Consider the following 19,614-nt stretch of genomic DNA (forward strand, 5'->3'; position numbering starts at 1 on the left):
CGCCGATGGTACTGCAGGGGGGACCCTGTGGGAGAGTAGGACGCCGCCGAACAATTCTTCAAGGACCTTTGGTCCCAGCGTTCATGCGCTGGGACCAAAGGTCCTTTTCTGCTTTTCCCCGAGACGCGCCGGACTGCCGGCTGCGCGAGAATGACTGCGGTACCGACGACAGGAGTCACGCCGATGTCCACCAACTCTCCCGACGACCGACCGGATCGCGACCGGCGTCGCGACGCCGGCGACCGCGACCGTGGCGGATTCCGAGGAGGCCCGCGTCGGGACAACGACCGCGGTGGATTCCGGCGGGACGAGCGCGGCGGCTCCGCCCCGCGCCGCGACGACCGCGACCGCGGCTTCCGCCGTGACGACGACCGTCCGGCCCCCCGCCGGGACGAGGGTCGCGACGGCTACCGCCGCCGCGACGACCGCCCGAGCGGTGGCTTCCGCCGTGACGGCGACCGGCCCGCCCCGCGTCGCGACGACGACCGCGGCGGCTTCCGTCGCGACGACCGCCGCGACAGCTACCGGCCGCGTGACGACCGCGACGACCGCGGTCCGCGCCGGGACGGCGACCGGCCGCCGTTCCGCCGCGACAACGACCGTCCGGCCCCGCGCCGCGGCGACGACCGCGGTGGATACCGCCGTGACGACCGGCCGGCCCCGCGCCGGGACGACCGCCGTGGCGACGACCGCCCGTCGTTCCGTCGGGACGACGACCGCGGTGGGTTCCGCCGTGACGACCGCCGCGGTGGCGACCGCCCCGCCCCGCGCCGCGACGACGGCCGTGACCGCGGCTTCCGCCGGGACGACCGCCGTGACGGCGACCGGCCGGCGCCCCGGCGCGACGGTGAGCGCGGCGGGTTCCGTGGCCGGGACGACCGCCCGGCTCCCCGCCGTGACGGCGACCGCGGTGGCTTCCGGCGGGACAACGACCGCTCGGGCCGCCCGGCCCCGCGCCGCGACGACCGTCGTGACAACGACCGCGGCGGCTACCGCGGCCGCGACGACCGACGGGACGAGCGGCGCGACGACCGCCCGTACGACCGGGACCGCGAGCCGGTCCGGCGGCTGCCGATCCCCGAGGACGTCACGGGCGACGAGATCGACAAGGACGTGCGGCAGGAGCTGATGAGCCTGCCCAAGGGCCTCGCGGAGGACGTCGCCAGGAATTTGGTGATGGTCGCCCGGCTGATCGACGAGGAGCCGGAGGAGGCGTACGCATACTCGCGGATCGCCCTGCGGCTGGCCTCGCGCGTCGCCGCGGTGCGCGAGGCGGCCGGTTTCGCCGCCTACGCGACGCAGAAGTACGCCGAGGCGCTGGCCGAGTTCCGGGCCGCGCGCCGGATGACCGGGTCCGTGGAGCTGTGGCCGGTCATGGCCGACTGCGAGCGCGGCCTCGGCCGCCCGGAGAAGGCGCTCGCGATGGCGGGCGAGCCCGAGGTGCAGAAGCTCGACAAGGCCGGCCAGGTCGAGATGCGGCTGGTCACCGCCGGCGCCCGGCGCGACCTCGGCCAGATCGACGCGGCCATCGTCACCCTCCAGGGCCCCGAGCTCGGCTCCAGCTCCGTCCAGCCGTGGACCCCGCGCCTGCGCTACGCCTACGCGGACGCGCTGCTCGCGGCGGGCCGCGAGGACGAGGCGCGCGAGTGGTTCGGCAAGACCGTCGAGGCGGACAAGGACGGCGTCACCGACGCCTCCGACCGGCTCGCCGAGCTGGACGGCGTCGAGTTCACGGACGCGCTCGCCGACGAGGACGACGACCGGGACGGCGAGAGCCCGGCCGGCGAGACCCCGGGCGAGGACGGGCGCGCCGACGACAGCCCCGGTCCCGTGCACGTCGATGCCGAGCTGCGCGACGGCGACGCCGACCGCGACGCCTAGGAACACGGCATGAGGAAGGGCGGGTCCGCAAGGACCCGCCCTTCTCGCGTTCCCGGGGGGATCAGTCGAGCGCCAGGCTCCGCAGCACCAGCCCCGTCGCCGGCTTCGGACCGAACGACGTCGACTTCCGCGGCATCGTCACCCCCTGCCGGGCCAGCTCCCGCACGACCTCCTCGCGGACCGGGTGCATGAGCACCGCCGTCCCCCCGTGCCGCTCGGCCTGCTCGACGGCGGCCGCGGTGTCGTGGATGTACGCGATGTGCTCGGGGGTGTCGGGGAGCTGCCACAGGTGGTCGACGAGCGTGGAGTGCAGGACGGTGGCGTCCAGGGTGCGCCAGGCCTCCGGGCGGTCGCCGCGGATCGTGCGGGCGAGCAGCTCGGGGGAGGGGCGGTCGACGAGGTGGAACGAGCCGTCGCCCGCCAGCAGGAAGCCGTTGCCCTCGGCCCCGGCGAGCGCCGCCAGCGCGTCCGGGAGCGGGACGGCGCCGAGTCGGCGCACCCGGAACGAGCCGTCGAGGGCGGCGAGCGCCGTCGCGACCGGCAGGGTGCGCAGATGGCGGTGGATCGCCTTGACCTGCAGCGGGCTGCGGTCGCCGTCGACCAGGAGGACGAGGCCGTGGTCCCAGGGGCTCGGGGACGGGTGCTCGTCGCGCAGCCGCTCGTAGGTGGCCCAGCGGTGGTGGCCGTCGGCGATGAGGGCCTGGCGGTCGGCGAGGTCGGCCTGGACGGCGGCGATGTCCTCGGCGTCGGTGAGCGCCCACAGGCGGTGCGCGAAGCCGTCCTCGGTGGTCGTGGCGAGCAGCGGGGGCGTGTGCACGGTCCGTTCGACGACCTCGCCGGCGGCCCCGTCGTCGCCCCGGTAGGACAGCAGGAGCGGTTCGAGATTGGCCTCGGTGGCGCGCATGAGCGCGGCCCGGTCGGCGACGACCTCCGGCATCACGTCCTCGTGCGGCAGGACCGCGCCGGCCAGATGCAGAGCGCCGATCAGCCCGCGTTGCAGGACGTCGCCGCGCCGCTGCTCGTAGACGTACAGGGCGGGGGCGTCGTCGGGGGCGAGGACGCCCTCGGCCAGCCAGCGGCGCAGGACGTCGGCGGCCTGCTCGTGGCGGGCGGCGGGGGCGGCGGCCTGGGGCAGGATGAGGCGGACGATGTTGTGCGGGTCGGCCGACTCCAGGTGGTCCAGGCCGTCGGGGCGGACCACGACGTCGTACGGCGGTGAGGTCACCGCGGCCAGACTGCCGACCCGCTCCGGGTCGTACCGGAGTCCTCGGAACGGGATCAGTCGCAGGCCTGTGGTGCTCATGACTGCATCGTATGTGCGAGCGGGGATACGCGATGATCGGGGGACGCGCCCGCACCGACGCGCCCCCGCCGCCGACGAGAGGAACCACCCATGAGCCACCGCACCCGGCCGGACGGCAGCGAGCAGCCGCTGAACGAGGCGTACGACACGGCGCTGCTCGACCTGGACGGGGTCGTGTACGCGGGCGGCGAGGCGATCGCGCACGCCGTGGAGTCGCTGGGGACCGCGCGGGACGCCGGGATGCACCTGGCGTACGTGACCAACAACGCGTTGCGGCCGCCGGACGCCGTCGCCGAGCACCTGTCCGAGCTGGGGATCCCGGCCGAGGCGTCGGACGTCGTCAACTCGGCGCAGGCGGTGGCGCGGCTGATCTCGGAGCAGGTGCCCGAGGGGTCGCGGGTGCTCGTCATCGGGGGCGAGGGGCTGCGGGTGGCGCTGCGGGAGCGGGGGCTCGTGCCGGTGGAGTCGGCGGAGGACGATCCGGCGGCGGTCGTGCAGGGGTACGGGGGGCCGTCGCTGGAGTGGGGGCGGTTCGCGGAGGCGTGTGTCGCGATCCGGCGGGGCGTGCCGTGGTTCGCGTCGAACACGGATCTGACGATCCCCAGCGCGCGGGGGATCGCGCCGGGGAACGGGGCGGCGGTGGAGGTGGTGCGGATCGCCACGGGGGCGGAGCCGCAGGTAGCGGGGAAGCCGCAGCCGCCGATGCACCGCGAGACGATCCTGCGGACGGGGGCGGAGCGGCCGCTCGTCGTGGGGGACCGGCTGGACACGGACATCGAGGGGGCGGTGGCGGGGGGCGTGGACTCGCTGCTCGTCCTGACGGGGGTCACGGACGGGTCGCAGCTCCTCGCCGCGCCGCCGCGGCACCGGCCGACGTTCGTCGACCTCGACCTGCGGGGGCTGCTGGCCCCGCAGCCGGCGGTGTCCGAAGAAGGCGAGGGGTTCACGTGCGGTGGGTGGACGGCGTCGGCGGGATCCGCGGAGCTGGAGCTGTCCGGCGACGGCGAGCCCGTCGACGGCCTGCGGGCGCTGTGCGCGGCGGCCTGGACGGCGGGCGGCGAGCAGGGGTGCGGGCTGGACGCGTCGAAGGCACTGGCCCGCCTGGGGCTCTGACGGTCAGCCCGCCTCCATCATCTGGTCCTCCGTCGTGCCCCGCTTCCAATAGCCCGAGAACTTCACCGACCGCTTGTCGAAGCCGCGCTCCGAGACGAGGTGGCGGCGGATCGCCTTGACCGCGGAGGACTCGCCGGCGATCCAGGCGTAGGGGGTGCCGTCGGGGAGGGTGGCGGTGCGCAGGGCGTCGGTGGTGGGGGTGCCGGTGAGCCAGGTGACGTGGGCGGTGGCGGCGGTGGGGAGGTCGAGGTGGTCGTCGGGGTGGGGGGCCTCGAGGTAGGCGTGGACGGGGGTGCCGGCCGGGAGGGACTCCAGGATCGCGGCGACCGCGGGGAGCGCGGAGGGGTCGCCGGCGAGCAGGAGCCAGTCGGTGCCGGCCGGCGGGCGGAAGTCGTAGGCGACGTTGTCGGCGACGACCGGGGCGAGGGCGCCGATCCGGTCGCCCGGCGCGGCGGTGAGGGCCCAGCGGGAGGCGGGCCCCGCGGTGCCGTGCAGGGCGAAGTCGATGTCCAGCTCTCCCGGGGAGCCCGGCGATCCCGGCCGCAGCGCCCGGATCGTGTACGTCCGCATGATGCCGCGCACGTCGGGGTCGAGCGCGCGCCAGGCCTCGTACCAGTCGGGCCCGCGGGTGTCGGGCATCACGGGCGCGTCCTGGCCGGGGTGCGGCAGGAAGACCTTGATCCGCTGGTCGCGCCCGGCGGAGGCCATCCGGGGCAGGTCGTCGCCGGTGAGGGTGGCCCGCAGCAGGGTGGGGGAGAGCCGCTCGGTGCGGACCACGTGGACGTCGAAGAACTGGAACGGCGCGTCGGTCACGGCGTGCGTGCTTCTCTCTCGGGGGCGGCGGTCCGGTGATCGGAAGAGACGATCTTCGAGGTCACCAGAAGATTAGGCTAACCTAACCACGTGTTGGTCGACAGTCCCCCCGAGAAGAGCGCCGCTCCCACGGAGCCGGCGCCCCCCCAGCGCACGGCGATACGCACCGCCGGGCTGCTCGCGTCCGTGGCCCTGCTCGTCGTGGTCCTGGTCCTGAGCATCGCCCTCGGCGCCCGCCAGATCCCGCTGGGCGATGTCTGGCACGGCGTGTTCAGCGCGTCGGGCACCGACAACGACGTGGTGATCCAGGACCTGCGGATCCCGCGCACCCTGCTCGGCCTGGTCGTCGGGGCCGCGCTCGGTCTCGCCGGCGCGGTCCTGCAGGCCGTCACCCGCAACCCGCTCGCCGACCCCGGCATCCTCGGCATCAACGCCGGGGCGTCTGCCGCCGTCGTCACCGCCATCAGCTTCCTCGGCGTCACCACCCTCTCCGGCTACGTCTGGTTCGCCTTCGCGGGCGCCGCCGTCGTCGGCGTGCTGCTCTACGTGCTCGGCGGCGGCCGTACGGCGACGCCCGTCCGGCTCGCCCTCGCCGGCACGGCGATCACGGCGGCGCTGATCGGCTACGTCCAGGCCGTCATGATCATGGACACCGCGGCGCTGGACCGGATGCGCTTCTGGACGGTCGGCTCGCTGGCCTCCGCGTCGATGACGACGTTCTGGCAGGTCCTGCCGTTCATCGCCGTCGGCGTGGTCCTGGCGCTCGGCCTCGCCCGGCCGCTCAACGCGGTGGCGCTCGGCGACGACACCGCCCGCGCGCTCGGCGCGAACCTGGCCCGTACCCGCGGGCTGGCGATGCTCGCCGCCACGCTGCTCTGCGGGGCCGCGACCGCGGCCTGCGGGCCGATCATCTTCGTCGGGCTGATGGTGCCGCACATCGTGCGCTCGATCACCGGGCCCGACCTGCGGTGGATCCTGCCCTACTCGGCCGTGCTGTCCCCGGTGCTGCTGCTCGGCGCGGACGTGGTCGGCCGGGTCGTGGCCCGGCCCGCCGAGCTCCAGGTCGGCATCATGACGGCCGTCATCGGCGGACCCGTCTTCATCTACCTCGTACGACGTCGGAAGATGGCCCAGCTGTGAAGACATCGGAACGCACCCGGACCCCCGGCGTCCGGGCCGTACGGACCGGCGGCCTCTCGGTGCGGGTCGCACCGCGCGCCCTGCTGGTCGGCGTGCTCCTCGCCGCCGTCGCGCTCCTCGCGAGCGTCCTGCTCATCGGCACCGGCGACTACCCGCTGCCGGTCGGCGACGTGGTCGCCACCCTCCTCGGCAACGGCGACCCGGGGGCGGAGTTCATCGTCAACGACCTGCGGCTGCCGCGGGTCCTGGTCGGACTGCTCGTCGGGATCGCGCTCGCGGTCTCCGGGGCGGTCTTCCAGTCGGTCTCCCGCAACCCGCTCGGCAGCCCGGACGTGATCGGCTTCGGGCAGGGCTCCGTCGTCGGCGCGCTCCTCGCGATCGTGATCTTCAACGCCTCCACGATCGCGGTGGCCGGGGCGGCGGTGGTCGGCGGCCTCGTCACCGGGGTGCTGATCTACCTGCTCGCCTGGAAGAAGGGCGTGCACGGCTACCGGCTCGTCCTGGTCGGCATCGGCGCGTCCGCCGTGCTCACCGCCATCAACGGCTACCTGATCACCAAGGCCGACATCGTCGACGCGGCCCGCGCCACCGTCTGGATGACCGGCTCGCTCAACGGCCGCGACTGGACGCAGGTCTGGCCGCTGCTCGCGGTCTGCGCCGTGCTGCTCCCGGTCGTCCTCGGCCATTCGCGGGCCCTGCGGATGCTGGAGATGGGCGACGACGCCGCCTACGCGCTCGGCGTGCCCGTCGAGCGCACCCGGCTCGTGCTCCTGGCCTCCGCGGTGCTCCTCGTCGCCGTCGCCACGGCCGCGGCCGGCCCCGTCTCCTTCGTGGCGCTCACCGCGCCGCAGCTCGCCCGCCGGCTGACCCGCTCGCCGGGGCCCAACCTGCTGCCGTCTGCCGTCATGGGCGCCGCCCTGCTGATCGGCGCGGACCTCGCCTCGCAGCGGATGTTCGGAGCCGACCAGCTGCCCGTCGGCGTCCTGACCGGCGTCCTGGGCGGCGCCTACCTGCTCTGGCTGCTCGTCTCCGAGCGGAAGGCGGGCCGGATATGACCCCCGCGCAGCAGACGCCGAGCCCCGCCCCGACCCCCGCCACGTCCCCCCGGAGTGCCCCCGTGAACCGCCTGACCGCTGACGACGTCACCCTCGGCTACGACCAGCGGGTCATCGCCGAGCGGCTGTCCGTGGAGATACCCGACCACTCGTTCACGGTCATCGTCGGACCGAACGGCTGCGGGAAGTCGACGCTCCTGCGCGCGCTGTCGCGGATGCTGAAGCCGAGCACCGGACAGGTGCTCCTGGACGGCGAGTCGATCCACGCGCAGCCCGCCAAGAAGGTCGCGCGCACGCTCGGACTGCTCCCGCAGTCCTCGATCGCCCCCGACGGCATCACCGTCGCCGACCTGGTCGCCCGCGGCCGCTACCCGCACCAGGGGCTGCTGAAGCAGTGGTCGAGGGACGACGAGCGGGTGGTGTTCGAGTCGATGCGCCAGACCGGCGTCGAGGACCTCGCCGAACGGTACGTCGACGAGCTGTCGGGCGGGCAGCGGCAGCGGGTGTGGATCGCGATGGCGCTCGCCCAGCAGACCCCGCTGCTGCTCCTGGACGAGCCGACGACGTTCCTCGACATCCAGCACCAGATCGACGTCCTGGACCTCTGCGCCGACCTGCACGAGCAGCAGGGCCGCACCCTCGTCGCCGTGCTGCACGACCTCAACCACGCCGCCCGGTACGCGACGCACCTGATCGTGCTCAAGGAGGGCGAGGTGCTCGCCGCCGGGGCGCCCGCCGACATCGTCACCGCGGAGCTGGTGGAGCAGGTCTTCACGCTGCCCTGCCAGGTCATCCCGGACCCGGAGACCGGCACCCCGCTCGTCGTGCCGGCCGCCCGCCGCCGGCGGCCCGAGCGGTCCGCGGAGACGGCCGGGGACGCCCCGGCCAAGACCCTGGCGTGAGACGTACGGGCCCCGGAACGCCGTCCTGGGCCCGCCCACGGGACCGGACGGGCCCGGCGGGCCTCGGAGCCCGCGTCCTCAGAGCAGCGTGCGCAGCTTCAGCAGGTCGCGGAAGCCGGCCTCCAGCTTCACCCGCCCCGACGCCCAGGCCTTCGCGAAGTTCAGCCGGCCCCCGACCATCGCCACCAGGTCGTTGCCGGTCATCGCCAGCCTGATCTGCGCCTTCTCGCGCGGCGGCCCGGGGTGGGAGTCGCGCACCTCGATCCGGCCGCCCGCCAGCCGGCCCGCGAAGGTGGTGTCCAGGTCCGTGACGTGGCAGCTGAGCGAACGGTCCATGGCCGCGGCGCTCCTCACGTCGCCGTCGGCCGAGGCGAGGTTCTCGGCGAGTCTTTCGAGCGCGTCCCGGCACTCCTGCGTGGTAGCCATCGCCATGGACCGTACACCGGCCGCTCGGGGTAGCGTCGGGGCATGACCGACCCACTGCCGTCCGTCGCCCCGGCCCCCCACGCGGGGCAGCCGGACGCGAGGACCGGCCCCGAGGCGCCCGGCGGCCCCGTCGACCCCGCCGCGCCCGCCCCGATCGGCGTCGAGCGCACCCCCACCGGGCACCCGGGCGTCGACGCCCACCTGGTCCGGCTGGCCGACGCCGACCACCTCGCGGCGGACGGCCACGTCGAGGTGTACGAGGATGTACACCGGGGGCTCCGCGACACGCTCACCGCGCTGGACGCCCGGCCCCCCGCGCCCGCACCCGCGCCCCCGGCGCGGCCCTCGTACCCCAGGAGCTGAACCACCGTGGCAGGAACGGCACGACGCCGCCTCGACGCCGAGCTGGTCCGCCGGAAGCTCGCCCGCTCACGCGAACACGCCGCGCAGCTGATCGCGGCCGGCCGGGTGACGGTCGGCGGCGCGACCGCCACCAAGTCCGCCACCCAGGTGGAGACCAGCGCCCCCGTCGTGGTCGTCAAGGACGACGACGACCCCGAGTACGTCTCGCGCGGCGGCCACAAGCTCGCCGGGGCGCTCGCCGCCTTCACCCCGCTCGGCCTGGAGGTCGCCGGCCGGCGCGCCCTGGACGCTGGCGCGTCCACCGGCGGCTTCACCGACGTGCTGCTGCGGGCCGGCGCCCGGCAGGTCGTCGCCGTCGACGTCGGTTACGGGCAGCTGGCCTGGTCGCTGCAGTCCGATGAACGGGTCGTGGTCAAGGACCGTACGAATGTGCGCGAGCTGACCCTGGACGCGATCGACGGCGAGGCGGTGGACCTGGTGGTGGGCGACCTGTCCTTCATCCCGCTCGGCCTGGTGCTGCCCGCGCTCGCCGCGTGCACCGCGCCCGGCGCGGACCTGGTGATGATGGTCAAACCGCAGTTCGAGGTGGGCAAGGAGCGCCTCGGCAGCGGGGGAGTGGTGCGCGGCGCCGAGCTGCGCGCCGACGCCGTCAAGGGCGTCGCCCGCCGGGCCGCCGAGCTGGGCCTCGGCGTGCTCGGTGTGACCGCGAGTCCGTTGCCGGGCCCGTCCGGCAACGTCGAGTACTTCCTGTGGCTGCGGGCCGGAGCGCCCGCACTCGATCCGGCCGACGTCGACCGAGCAGTGGCGGAGGGACCCCGTTGACCTCGATCATCCCGTTGCCCCCGTTGGACAGCGATACGCGCACCGTCTTCCTCCTCGCGCACACCGGCCGCCCGGCCGCGATCCGCAGCGCCGAGCTGGTCGTGGAGGGCCTGCTCCGCAACGGCCTGGGCGTCCGCGTGCTCGCCGCCGAGGCGGAGGACCTGCCCCTGCCCGACACCGTCGAGGTGGTCGCCGAACCCACCCCGGACGTCCTCGACGGCTGCGAGCTCCTCATCGTCCTCGGCGGCGACGGCACCCTCCTGCGCGGCGCGGAGATCGCCCGCGCCTCCGGCGTGCCGATGCTCGGCGTCAACCTCGGCCGGGTCGGCTTCCTCGCCGAGGCCGAGCGCGACGACCTCGACAAGGTCGTCGACCGGGTCGTGGGCCGCTCCTACGAGGTCGAGGAGCGGATGACGCTCGACGTCGTCGTGCACAGCGACGGGGCCGTCGTCCACCTGGACTGGGCGCTCAACGAGGCCGCCGTCCAGAAGGTCGAACCCGAGCGGATGCTGGAGGTCGTCCTGGAGATCGACGGCCGCCCGGTCACCGGCTTCGGCTGTGACGGGATCGTCTGCGCGACGCCCACCGGGTCCACGGCGTACGCGTTCTCCGCCGGCGGCCCCGTGGTGTGGCCGGAGGTGGAGGCGCTGCTCATGGTGCCGATCGGCGCGCACGCCCTGTTCGCGAAGCCGCTGGTCACCTCGCCCGAGTCGGTGCTCGCCGTCGAGGTCCAGCACCACACCCCGCACGGCGTGCTGTGGTGCGACGGACGGCGGGCGGTCGAACTGCGCCCCGGGGCACGGGTCGAGGTCCGCCGCGGCGCCGTCCCGGTGCGTCTCGCCCGGCTCCACCACGCCTCGTTCACCGACCGCCTGGTGGCCAAGTTCGCGCTCCCCGTCGCCGGCTGGCGCGGCGCGCCGCACTGACCCCGTCGCGGGCACCCCGCCGGACTGCGTAAGGTCGGAGGCGTGCTGGAAGAGATGCGGATACGTGCACTGGGCGTCATCGACGACGCCGTCGTCGAGCTCTCGCCGGGGTTCACGGCGGTGACCGGGGAGACCGGTGCGGGCAAGACGATGGTGGTCACCAGCCTGGGGCTGCTCCTGGGCGGCCGGGCCGACCCCGCCCTGGTGCGGATCGGGGCCAAGGCGGCGGTCGTCGAGGGGCGGATCACCGTCGAAGCGGGCGACGCCGCCGCCGTACGGGCCGAGGAGGCCGGTGCGGAGCTCGACGACGGGGCGCTGCTGATCAGCCGCTCCGTCTCCGCCGAGGGCCGCTCGCGGGCGTTCATCGGCGGCCGGTCGGTGCCCGTCGGCGTCCTCGGCGAGCTGGCCGACGAACTGGTCGCCGTGCACGGCCAGACCGACCAGCAGGGCCTGCTCAAGCCCGCCCGCCAGCGGGCCGCCCTGGACCGGTACGCCGGCGACACCGTCGCGAAGCCGCACGCCCGGTACACCGACGCCTACCGGCGGCTGCGGGCGGTCACCGCCGAGCTGGAGGAGATCACCACCCGGGCCAGGGAGCGCGCCCAGGAGGCCGACCTGCTCCGCTTCGGGCTCGACGAGATCGCCGCCGTCGACCCGCGCCCCGGCGAGGACACCGAGCTGGCCGCCGAGGCCGAACGGCTCGGCCACGCCGAGGCGCTCGCCTCCGCCGCCGCCACCGCGCACGCCGCCCTCGCCGGGAACCCCGAGGACCCCGAGAGCGTCGACGCGACCCTGCTCGTCGGCGGGGCGACCCGGGCCCTGGAGGCCGTCCGCGCGCACGACCCGGCGCTCGCGCAACTCGCCGAACGCATGGGCGAGATCGGCATCCTCCTCGCCGACGTCGCCGGCGAACTGGCCGGCTACGCCGACAACCTCGACGCCGACCCGCTGCGGCTCGCCGCCGTCGAGGAGCGCCGGGCCGCCCTCACCCAGCTCACCCGCAAGTACGGCGAGGACATCGCGGCCGTCATCGCCTGGGCGGAGGCCGGCGCCGCCCGGCTCACCGAACTCGACGGCGACGACGACCGGATCGGCGAGCTCACCGCCGAGCGGGACACGCTGCGCGAGGAACTCTCCGCCCTCGCCCAGGCGTTGACCGACGCCCGGACCGGCGCGGCCGAACGCTTCGCCGCCGCCGTCACCGAGGAGCTGTCCTCGCTCGCCATGCCGCACGCCCGGGTCTCCTTCGGGATCCGGCAGGTCGAGGACCCCGAAGGCGTCACGGTGAACGGCCGCACGGTCGCCTACGGGCCCGCCGGCGCCGACGAGGTCGAGCTGCTGCTCGCCCCGCACCCCGGCGCGCCCGCCCGGGCCATCGCCAAGGGCGCCTCCGGCGGTGAGCTGTCGCGGGTGATGCTCGCCGTCGAGGTCGTCTTCGCCGGCACGGACCCGGTGCCGACCTACCTGTTCGACGAGGTCGACGCGGGCGTCGGCGGCAAGGCCGCGGTCGAGATCGGCCGGCGGCTCGCCAAGCTCGCCCGGACCGCGCAGGTCGTCGTCGTCACCCACCTGCCGCAGGTCGCGGCCTTCGCCGACCGGCAGCTGCTGGTGGAGAAGACGAACGACGGGTCGGTCACCCGCAGCGGCGTCAAGGCCTTGGAGGGCGAGGAGCGGGTACGGGAGCTGTCGAGGATGCTGGCCGGCCAGGAGGACTCCGAGACGGCCCGCGCACACGCCGAGGAACTGCTCGCCAGCGCCCGCGCGGACGGCTGAGGGGCAGGACGGGCGGATGACGCGGTCGGTCCGTCGGTCCCGTCCCCGGCAGGGCCGCGCGCCCGCGGGGCGGACCGGCACGTCCGCACGGACCGTCCGCACGGACCGTCCGCACGGACCGTCCGCACGGCACGCCCGCGCGTCGCGTCCGCACGGACCGTCCGACGCCAGAACGAGACCCTTAAGCGTGCGAAGTCCGTTCAAACCACCGCCGACTCACCCGTGAGGGTGATTCCGTGTCCCGCCACCGCCCGGTGATCCGGGGCACGTTCGGGTGGCCGGTGCCGCGGTGGCGGTCCCGACTGGCATGCTGGGGGCAACCCCTGCCGTGCGCGGCCGCCCGGGAGGCCCGCGCCGCCCCCGGGACCGACCCCGAGCCGTACCCGGAACCGATCCCCGACCCGAGCCAGGAGCCCCAGTCGCCGTGACCCAACTGCGTGCGGTCCAAGTGCTCGGCGGGGGTGGCGCGCACGGCAGCGCGCACGTCCGGTCCCTGACGGCCGGCCTGGTCGCCCGCGGACTGCACGTCACCGTCTGCGCCCCCGAGGAGACCGGCCGCGCCTACGACTTCGGCGGCGCCGGCGCCCGCGTCGTGCCGTCCCCGGCGCTCCGCGCCGCCTGCGCCGACGCCGACCTCGTCCACGCCCACGGGCTGCACGCCGCCCTGCGGGCCGCGCTCGCCCTGCGCGGCAGCCGCACCCCCCTCGTCGTCACCTGGCACCACCGCGCGCACGCCGACGGGGCCCGCGCGCAGGTGCTGCGGCTCCTGGAGCGGCGCGTCGTGCGCGCCGCGAGCGTCGTCCTCGCCACGTCCTCCGAGCTGGTCGACGCCGCCCGCCACCGGGGGGCGCGCGACGCGCGGCTCGCGCCGGTCGCGATCCCCGCGCCCCGGCCCGCCCCCGGCGAGAGCAAGGCCCGCGCCGAACTTGGCGCGATGGGGCGGCCGTTGGTCATCGCGGTCGGCTCGCTCTACCCGGGGCGCGGCTACGACACCCTCCTGGACGCCGCCCGCGCCTGGCGGAGCCTGGAGCCGCTCCCGCTACTCGTCGTCGCGGGGGAGGGGCCCGAGCGGGCGGCCCTGCAGCGCCGCATCGACGCCGAGGAGCTGCCCGTCCGCCTCCTCGGCCGGCGGACCGACGTCGCCGACCTGCTCGCCGTCGCCGACCTGGCCGTCGTCCCCAGCCGGTGGGAGGCCCGCTCCGTGCTCGCCCAGGAGGCGCTGCACGCCGGCGTCCCCCTCGTCGCCACCGCCGTCGGCGGCACCCCCGACCTGGTCGGCGACGCCGCGCTCCTCGTCCCGGCCGACGACCCCGGCGCGCTGGCCGGCGCCGTCGCCGGGCTGCTCGCGGACCCCGAGGAGCGCGCCCGGCTCGCCCTGCGCGGCACCGCCCAGGCCGCCGCCTGGCCCACCGAGCACGACACCGTCGCCCAGGTGCTCAGCGTCTACGACGAGCTGACGGCGTACGGCCACCGCGGCTGAGCGCGGACCCGGGCCCCCTACGTCCCGTCCTACGCCGTGTGCCGCCGGGCCCGCAGCGCCAGGGACAGCGCCAGGACGGTGTGCGGGTCGTCGAGGTCCGTGCCGAGGAGCTCGGCGATCCGGGCCAGCCGGTTGTAGAGCGTCTGCCGGTTCAGGTGCAGCTCGCGCGCAGTCTCCGCCTTGCGGCCCGCGTGCGCGAGATACGTCTCCAGGGTCGGCAGCAGCGGCGGCCTGGCCCGCAGGTCGTGCTCGCGCAGCGGGCCGATCGCCCGCTCGACGAACGCCGACAGGTCGGGGTGGTCGCGCAGCCGCCACAGCAGCAGGTCGATGTCGAGCCGGCGGGCGTCGAACCACGGCCGGTCCGCCAGGCCGCGCGCCGCCGTCGCCGTCTCCGCCGCGTGCCGGAGGCCGGCCGGGGCGGCCGCCCAGCCGCCCGCGGCGGCGACCACGACCACCGGCATCCCGGTGTGCTCGAGATCCGCCCGCTCCGCCCCCGCCCGCAGCGCGGCCGCCACCCGGTCGGCGACGGCCGCCCGCTCGGACTCCGCGCGCAGCCCCAGCAGCAGCGGCACCCGCCCCTCCACCGGTCGCACTCCGAGCAGCGCCGGCACCCCGACGGACGCCAGCTCCTCGGCGACGGCCCGGGCGAGCACCGCCCAGCCGCCCGCGCCCGGCAGCCCGCCGGACAGCCGCATCACGACCGGCAGCAGTGGCCCGTCGCCCGGCCGGAAGCCGAGCACCCTGGCCTGCGCGGGGGCCTCGGCGACCGCGACCCGGCCCTCGGCCAGGTCGTGCAGGAAGTCGCCCCGGCCGCGCGCGGCCAGCTCCTCCTCCTGGCGGGCCTGCATGAGCACCACGGCGAGTGTCCCGGCGGCCCGCTCGGCGGCCATCCGGTGCACCTGGTCCAGCGCCCCGGCCACCGGGACGATCACCAGCCGGGCCCGTACGGAGGCGGCCCCCGCGCCGCCGGGCACCTCGACGAGCACCGAGCCGGCCGGGCGGTGGCCGCCGAGCCCCTCGCGGACCTGCAGTGGCTCACCCGCCCCGGCCGCGTACAGCAGCTGCCCGTCGGGGGTCTCCAGGAAGACCGGGTTGCCGGCGAAGTCGGCGAGGATGGCGAGGACCTGCGGGACGCCGCCGCCGTCGAGCAGCGCCTCGGTGCAGCGCCGGTGGACCTCCTCGGCCCGGCGGACCAGCGCGTAGTGGCCGTTGACGATCTCGGTGTGGATCTCCTCGGTGACGGTCACGAACGCCACCTCGCGGTGCAGCTGCACCAGCGGCAGACCGGCCGTCCGGGCGGCCTCGACCAGCGCCGCCGGCAGCCGGCCGCCGAAGCGGGTGCCCAGCTCCACCACCAGCGCGGCGATCCCGCGGTCGGCGAGCCGGCGGACGAACGCCCGCTGCTCGGCGGGCCGGGTGCCGAGCCCCAGACCGGTGGTCAGGAGCAGCTCGCCGCCCTTGAGCAGCGAGGCGATGTTCGGCACCTCGCCGGCGTGCACCCATCGCACGGTCCGGCCCAGCCGGTCCGCTCCCGTGACGACCTCCGGCAGCCCGCCGCGCAGCCCCGGCAGCTCCAGTGCCCGGCGGACCGTGATCCCGCCGCCCTGCGCCTCCACCGACGCCTCCCCGCGCCTCCCCGGTCCTCAGCCGCCGTACGCGCCGCTCGCGGTGAGCCGGAGCGCGGTGTCGATCAGCGGGACGTGGCTGAAGGCCTGCGGGAAGTTGCCCACCTGCCGCTGCAGGCGGGAGTCCCACTCCTCGGCGAGCAGGCCGAGGTCGTTGCGGAGCGCGAGGAGCTTCTCGAAGAGCTGCCGGGCCTCGTCGACCCGGCCGATCATCGCCAGGTCGTCCGCCATCCAGAACGAGCACGCCAGGAACGCGCCCTCGTCGCCCGGCAGGCCGTCCACGCCCGCGTCGGAGCCCTCGGTGGGGTAGCGCAGGATGAAGCCGTCGGGCGTCGACAGCTCGCGCTGGATCGCCTCGATCGTGCCGATGACGCGCTTGTCGTCCGGCGGCAGGAAGCCGACCTGGGGGATGAGGAGCAGCGCGGCGTCGAGCTCCTTGGAGCCGTAGGACTGGGTGAAGGTGTTGCGCTCCCGGTCGTAGCCCTTCTCGCAGACGTCCCGGTGGATGTCGTCGCGCAGCTCGCGCCACTGCTCCAGCGGGCCGTCGGCGTCGCCGGCCTCGATCAGCTTGATGGTGCGGTCGACGGCGACCCAGCACATCACCTTGGAGTGCACGAAGTGCCGGCTCGGGCCGCGGACCTCCCAGATGCCCTCGTCGGGGCGGTTCCAGTTCTCCTCCAGGTAGCGGATCAGCTTCAGCTGGAGGAGCGAGGCGTAGTCGTTGCGGGCCAGGCCCGTCATGTGGGCGAGGTGCAGGGCCTCCGTCACCTCGCCGTACACGTCGAGCTGGAGCTGGTCGGCCGCCCCGTTGCCCGCGCGGACGGGCCGGGAGCCCTCGTACCCCGGCAGCCAGTCCAGGTCGGTCTCGCCGAGTTCGCGCTCCCCGGCGATGCCGTACATGATCTGCAGGTTCTCCGGGTCGCCGGCGACCGCGCGCAGCAGCCACTCGCGCCAGGCGCGGGCCTCCTCGCGGTAGCCGGTGCGCAGCAGCGAGGACAGGGTGATGGCCGCGTCGCGCAGCCAGGTGTAGCGGTAGTCCCAGTTGCGCACCCCGCCGATGTGCTCCGGCAGCGAGGTGGTCGGCGCGGCGACGATGCCGCCGGTCGGCGCGTACGTGAGCGCCTTGAGGGTGATCAGCGAGCGGATCACGGCCTCCCTGTAGGGGCCGTGGTACGTGCACTGGCCCACCCACTCGCGCCAGAAGTCCTCGGTGGCCTCCAGCGACCCCTCGGGGTCGGGCAGGGCGGGCGGCTGGTTGTGGGAGGGCTGCCAGCTGATGGTGAAGGCGATCCGCTCACCGGGGGAGATGGTGAAGTCGGAGTACGTCGTCAGGTCCTCGCCGTAGGTGTCGGCGTCGGTGTCGAGCCAGACGGAGTCGGGGCCCGCGACGGCGACCGTGCGGTTGTCGACCTTGTGCACCCAGGGGGTGATCCGGCCGTAGCTGAACCGCATCCGCAGCGCCGAGCGCATGGGCACCCGGCCGCTGACGCCCTCCACGATGCGGATGAGCTGCGGGGCACCGTCACGCGGCGGCATGAAGTCCGTCACCCGGACCGTTCCGCGCGGCATGTCCCACTCGGACTCCAGGATCAGCGAGTCGCCGCGGTAGGTCCGACGGGAGGACTTCGGGGGCTGCTCGCCCTCGGGGAAGGCGGGCCCGAGCCGCCAGAAGCCGTGCTCGTCGGTCCCGAGCAGGGCCGCGAACACGGCGTGCGAGTCGAAACGGGGCAGGCACAGCCAGTCGACCGTGCCGTCGTCGCAGACGAGCGCCGCCGCCTGCATGTCTCCGATGAGTGCGTAATCCTCGATGCGCCCGGCCACGTGAAATCTCCAGAGAAAAAGGGGGATTCTGACGAGCTTGTTTCCGGGAGCGGGCGGGGATGGTGCCTTCGCCGGCCGGCTCGTGGCGATGTATCCGAGAAGAATACGTCGGCGCATCACGCCGCGCGCGCCGCCCCGGGGAACCGGGGTGCGCCGAACGGGTGAGCGTCGAGTGATCGTCCGATGAAGGTCCTGGTTCGGGGGTCGCCGCGGCCCTCCGCGCGCCGGGCGCGTCGGCGGCGCCGTGCCCCGGCCGTACCGGTCCCGGGCGTCGCCCCCGCCGGGCGGCGGGAAGCGGGCGTCCCGCACCGCTGATACCCTGGTACCCCGTGGACCGGTGGCCAGTCTGCGACAGCTCAGGGGCCCCGAAACCGCAGCGACGGCACCCGGAGTCTCCGGAGCCGCCCCGCACGCACCTCTCACAAGCGACCACGGGAGCCCCCTCTTGGCGATGCAGCACCGATCCTCGGGATCCGAGACGACCAAGCACATCTTCGTCACCGGGGGTGTCGCCTCCTCCCTCGGCAAGGGTCTGACTGCCTCCAGCCTGGGTGCCCTCCTCAAGGCGCGCGGCCTGCGGGTCACCATGCAGAAGCTCGACCCGTACCTGAATGTCGACCCCGGCACGATGAACCCCTTCCAGCACGGCGAGGTGTTCGTCACCAACGACGGCGCCGAGACCGACCTGGACATCGGCCACTACGAGCGCTTCCTCGACGTCGACCTCGACGGCTCGGCCAACGTCACCACCGGCCAGGTCTACAACACGGTCATCGCCAAGGAGCGCCGCGGCGAGTACCTCGGCGACACCGTCCAGGTCATCCCGCACATCACCAACGAGATCAAGCACCGCATCCGCCGGATGGCCACCGACGACGTCGACGTGGTCATCACCGAGGTCGGCGGCACGGTCGGCGACATCGAGTCGCTGCCGTTCCTGGAGACCGTCCGCCAGGTGCGGCACGCGGTCGGCCGGGACAACGTCTTCGTCGTGCACATCTCGCTGCTCCCCTACATCGGCCCGTCGGGCGAGCTGAAGACCAAGCCGACCCAGCACTCGGTCGCCGCGCTGCGCAACATCGGCATCCAGCCCGACGCGATCGTGCTCCGCGCCGACCGCGACGTGCCGCTGTCGATCAAGCGCAAGATCTCCCTGATGTGCGACGTCGACGACGACGCGGTGGTCGCCGCGATCGACGCGAAGTCCATCTACGACATCCCCAAGGTGCTGCACACCGAGGGCCTCGACGCCTACGTGGTGCGCAAGCTCGACCTGCCGTTCCGCGACGTCGACTGGACGCAGTGGGACGACCTGCTCGACCGGGTGCACAACCCCGACCACGAGGTCACCGTCGCGCTCGTCGGCAAGTACATCGACCTGCCCGACGCCTACCTCTCGGTCACCGAGGCGATGCGGGCCGGCGGCTTCGCGAACAAGGCCCGGGTCAAGGTCAAGTGGGTGACCTCCGACGACTGCACCACCCCGGCCGGCGCGGAGAAGCAGCTCGGCGACGTCGACGCGATCCTGATCCCCGGGGGCTTCGGCGACCGCGGTGTGTCCGGCAAGGTCGGCGCGATCCGCTACGCCCGCGAGAACCAGGTGCCGCTGCTCGGCCTCTGCCTCGGCCTGCAGTGCATCGTCATCGAGGCGGCGCGCAACCTGGCCGGCATCCCCGACGCCAACTCCACCGAGTTCGACGCGGCCACCGCGCACCCGGTCATCTCCACCATGGAGGAGCAGCTCGCCTACGTGGAGGGCGCGGGCGACCTCGGCGGCACCATGCGGCTCGGGCTCTACCCGGCCAAGCTGGCCGAGGGCTCGATCGTGCGCGAGGTCTACGACGACCAGCCCTACGTCGAGGAGCGCCACCGCCACCGCTACGAGGTGAACAACGCCTACCGCAGCGAGCTGGAGAAGAAGGCCGGTCTGGTCTTCTCGGGCACCTCGCCCGACAACAAGCTGGTGGAGTACGTCGAGTACCCGCGCGAGGTGCACCCCTACCTCGTCGCCACCCAGGCCCACCCCGAGCTGCGCTCCCGCCCGACCCGCCCGCACCCGCTCTTCGCGGGCCTGGTGAAGGCGGCCGTCGAGCGCCGCGAGAGGCTGGCCGCGGAGGCCGCGGGCGCGAACGAGTAGGCCCCCCCGCGTGCCTCGGGGCGCCCTTGCGGGC

At 74.9% G+C, this 19,614-nt stretch carries 16 protein-coding genes; 11 read left to right on the plus strand and 5 right to left on the minus strand.

What is annotated here, in order from left to right; translation table 11 throughout:
• Positions 1-1,128: 1,128 nt before the first annotated feature.
• A complete protein-coding gene (locus ACFWEG_RS21910; protein ID WP_387217756.1) occupies positions 1,129-1,881 on the plus strand; it encodes a hypothetical protein in 753 nt (250 codons plus the stop codon).
• Between the two features lie 61 nt (positions 1,882-1,942).
• Here ACFWEG_RS21910 and ACFWEG_RS21915 read toward each other — a convergent pair whose 3' ends face one another.
• Positions 1,943-3,184, minus strand: a complete 1,242-nt coding sequence (locus tag ACFWEG_RS21915) for a DUF1015 family protein (RefSeq protein WP_387217725.1) — start codon at positions 3,182-3,184, stop codon at positions 1,943-1,945.
• A gap of 90 nt (positions 3,185-3,274) precedes the next feature.
• On the opposite strand from ACFWEG_RS21915, the gene ACFWEG_RS21920 reads away from it, so the two are divergent.
• Positions 3,275-4,297, plus strand: coding sequence for an HAD-IIA family hydrolase (locus tag ACFWEG_RS21920; protein ID WP_387217728.1), 1,023 nt, complete (start codon positions 3,275-3,277; stop codon positions 4,295-4,297).
• Positions 4,298-4,300: 3 nt separating this feature from the next.
• Here ACFWEG_RS21920 and ACFWEG_RS21925 read toward each other — a convergent pair whose 3' ends face one another.
• On the minus strand, positions 4,301-5,110 hold the full coding sequence (locus tag ACFWEG_RS21925) for a siderophore-interacting protein (RefSeq protein WP_387217730.1): 810 nt from the start codon (positions 5,108-5,110) through the stop codon (positions 4,301-4,303).
• Positions 5,111-5,203: 93 nt separating this feature from the next.
• Here ACFWEG_RS21925 and ACFWEG_RS21930 point away from each other — a divergent pair, with 93 nt between their 5' ends.
• From ACFWEG_RS21930 to ACFWEG_RS21940, 3 genes are all read left to right on the plus strand, one after another.
• Positions 5,204-6,250: a FecCD family ABC transporter permease gene (locus tag ACFWEG_RS21930; protein ID WP_387217759.1), complete on the plus strand. Its 1,047-nt coding sequence runs from the start codon at positions 5,204-5,206 to the stop codon at positions 6,248-6,250.
• The gene (locus ACFWEG_RS21935; protein WP_387217732.1) at positions 6,247-7,305 is read left to right on the plus strand and encodes a FecCD family ABC transporter permease; all 1,059 of its coding nucleotides are present in this window, start codon (positions 6,247-6,249) and stop codon (positions 7,303-7,305) included. The genes ACFWEG_RS21930 and ACFWEG_RS21935 overlap by 4 nt, the downstream gene beginning before the upstream one ends.
• Positions 7,306-7,367: 62 nt before the next feature.
• On the plus strand, positions 7,368-8,207 hold the full coding sequence (locus ACFWEG_RS21940; RefSeq protein WP_387217735.1) for an ABC transporter ATP-binding protein: 840 nt from the start codon (positions 7,368-7,370) through the stop codon (positions 8,205-8,207).
• 78 nt (positions 8,208-8,285) lie between these two features.
• Here the strand turns inward: ACFWEG_RS21940 and ACFWEG_RS21945 are convergent, their stop codons facing one another.
• On the minus strand, positions 8,286-8,633 hold the full coding sequence (locus ACFWEG_RS21945; protein ID WP_387217737.1) for an SCP2 sterol-binding domain-containing protein: 348 nt from the start codon (positions 8,631-8,633) through the stop codon (positions 8,286-8,288).
• A 42-nt stretch (positions 8,634-8,675) separates the two neighbouring features.
• Here ACFWEG_RS21945 and ACFWEG_RS21950 point away from each other — a divergent pair, with 42 nt between their 5' ends.
• The 5 genes from ACFWEG_RS21950 (at position 8,676) to ACFWEG_RS21970 (ending at position 13,997) form a co-directional block, all read left to right on the plus strand.
• The gene (locus ACFWEG_RS21950) at positions 8,676-8,996 is read left to right on the plus strand and encodes a hypothetical protein (protein ID WP_387217739.1); all 321 of its coding nucleotides are present in this window, start codon (positions 8,676-8,678) and stop codon (positions 8,994-8,996) included.
• Between the two features lie 6 nt (positions 8,997-9,002).
• On the plus strand, positions 9,003-9,818 hold the full coding sequence (locus ACFWEG_RS21955; protein ID WP_387217741.1) for a TlyA family RNA methyltransferase: 816 nt from the start codon (positions 9,003-9,005) through the stop codon (positions 9,816-9,818).
• Positions 9,819-9,832: 14 nt separating this feature from the next.
• The gene (locus tag ACFWEG_RS21960) at positions 9,833-10,744 is read left to right on the plus strand and encodes an NAD kinase (protein ID WP_387217761.1); all 912 of its coding nucleotides are present in this window, start codon (positions 9,833-9,835) and stop codon (positions 10,742-10,744) included.
• 54 nt (positions 10,745-10,798) lie between these two features.
• On the plus strand, positions 10,799-12,517 hold the full coding sequence (gene recN, locus ACFWEG_RS21965; protein WP_387217763.1) for a DNA repair protein RecN: 1,719 nt from the start codon (positions 10,799-10,801) through the stop codon (positions 12,515-12,517).
• Between the two features lie 424 nt (positions 12,518-12,941).
• Positions 12,942-13,997, plus strand: a complete 1,056-nt coding sequence (locus tag ACFWEG_RS21970) for a glycosyltransferase family 4 protein (protein WP_387217744.1) — start codon at positions 12,942-12,944, stop codon at positions 13,995-13,997.
• 29 nt (positions 13,998-14,026) lie between these two features.
• Here ACFWEG_RS21970 and ACFWEG_RS21975 read toward each other — a convergent pair whose 3' ends face one another.
• Both ACFWEG_RS21975 and ACFWEG_RS21980 read right to left on the minus strand, forming a co-directional pair.
• Positions 14,027-15,613, minus strand: coding sequence for a PucR family transcriptional regulator (locus ACFWEG_RS21975; protein ID WP_387217746.1), 1,587 nt, complete (start codon positions 15,611-15,613; stop codon positions 14,027-14,029).
• A gap of 27 nt (positions 15,614-15,640) precedes the next feature.
• Positions 15,641-17,443 carry a glycoside hydrolase family 15 protein gene (locus ACFWEG_RS21980; RefSeq protein WP_387217749.1) on the minus strand — a complete coding sequence of 601 codons (1,803 nt, stop codon included), beginning with the start codon at positions 17,441-17,443 and terminating at the stop codon, positions 15,641-15,643.
• Between the two features lie 451 nt (positions 17,444-17,894).
• Here ACFWEG_RS21980 and ACFWEG_RS21985 point away from each other — a divergent pair, with 451 nt between their 5' ends.
• Entirely contained in the window at positions 17,895-19,580 is a 1,686-nt protein-coding gene (locus ACFWEG_RS21985) for a CTP synthase (RefSeq protein WP_387217752.1), read from the plus strand.
• The last annotated feature ends 34 nt before the right edge of the window (positions 19,581-19,614 follow it).

The organism is Streptomyces sp. NPDC060194 (assembly GCF_042728285.1).
Taxonomy (GTDB): Bacteria; Actinomycetota; Actinomycetes; order Streptomycetales; family Streptomycetaceae; genus Streptomyces.

What these genes read in the sequence shown, in the direction of transcription:
- ACFWEG_RS21915 (WP_387217725.1), bottom strand. Translation starts at nt 3,184, where the DNA reads ATGAGCACCACAGGCCTGCGACTGATCCCGTTCCGAGGACTCCGGTAC.
- ACFWEG_RS21950 (WP_387217739.1), top strand. Translation starts at nt 8,676, where the DNA reads ATGACCGACCCACTGCCGTCCGTCGCCCCGGCCCCCCACGCGGGGCAG.
- recN (WP_387217763.1), top strand. Translation starts at nt 10,799, where the DNA reads ATGCGGATACGTGCACTGGGCGTCATCGACGACGCCGTCGTCGAGCTC.
- ACFWEG_RS21945 (WP_387217737.1), bottom strand. Translation starts at nt 8,633, where the DNA reads ATGGCTACCACGCAGGAGTGCCGGGACGCGCTCGAAAGACTCGCCGAG.
- ACFWEG_RS21985 (WP_387217752.1), top strand. Translation starts at nt 17,895, where the DNA reads ATGCAGCACCGATCCTCGGGATCCGAGACGACCAAGCACATCTTCGTC.
- ACFWEG_RS21910 (WP_387217756.1), top strand. Translation starts at nt 1,129, where the DNA reads ATGAGCCTGCCCAAGGGCCTCGCGGAGGACGTCGCCAGGAATTTGGTG.
- ACFWEG_RS21920 (WP_387217728.1), top strand. Translation starts at nt 3,275, where the DNA reads ATGAGCCACCGCACCCGGCCGGACGGCAGCGAGCAGCCGCTGAACGAG.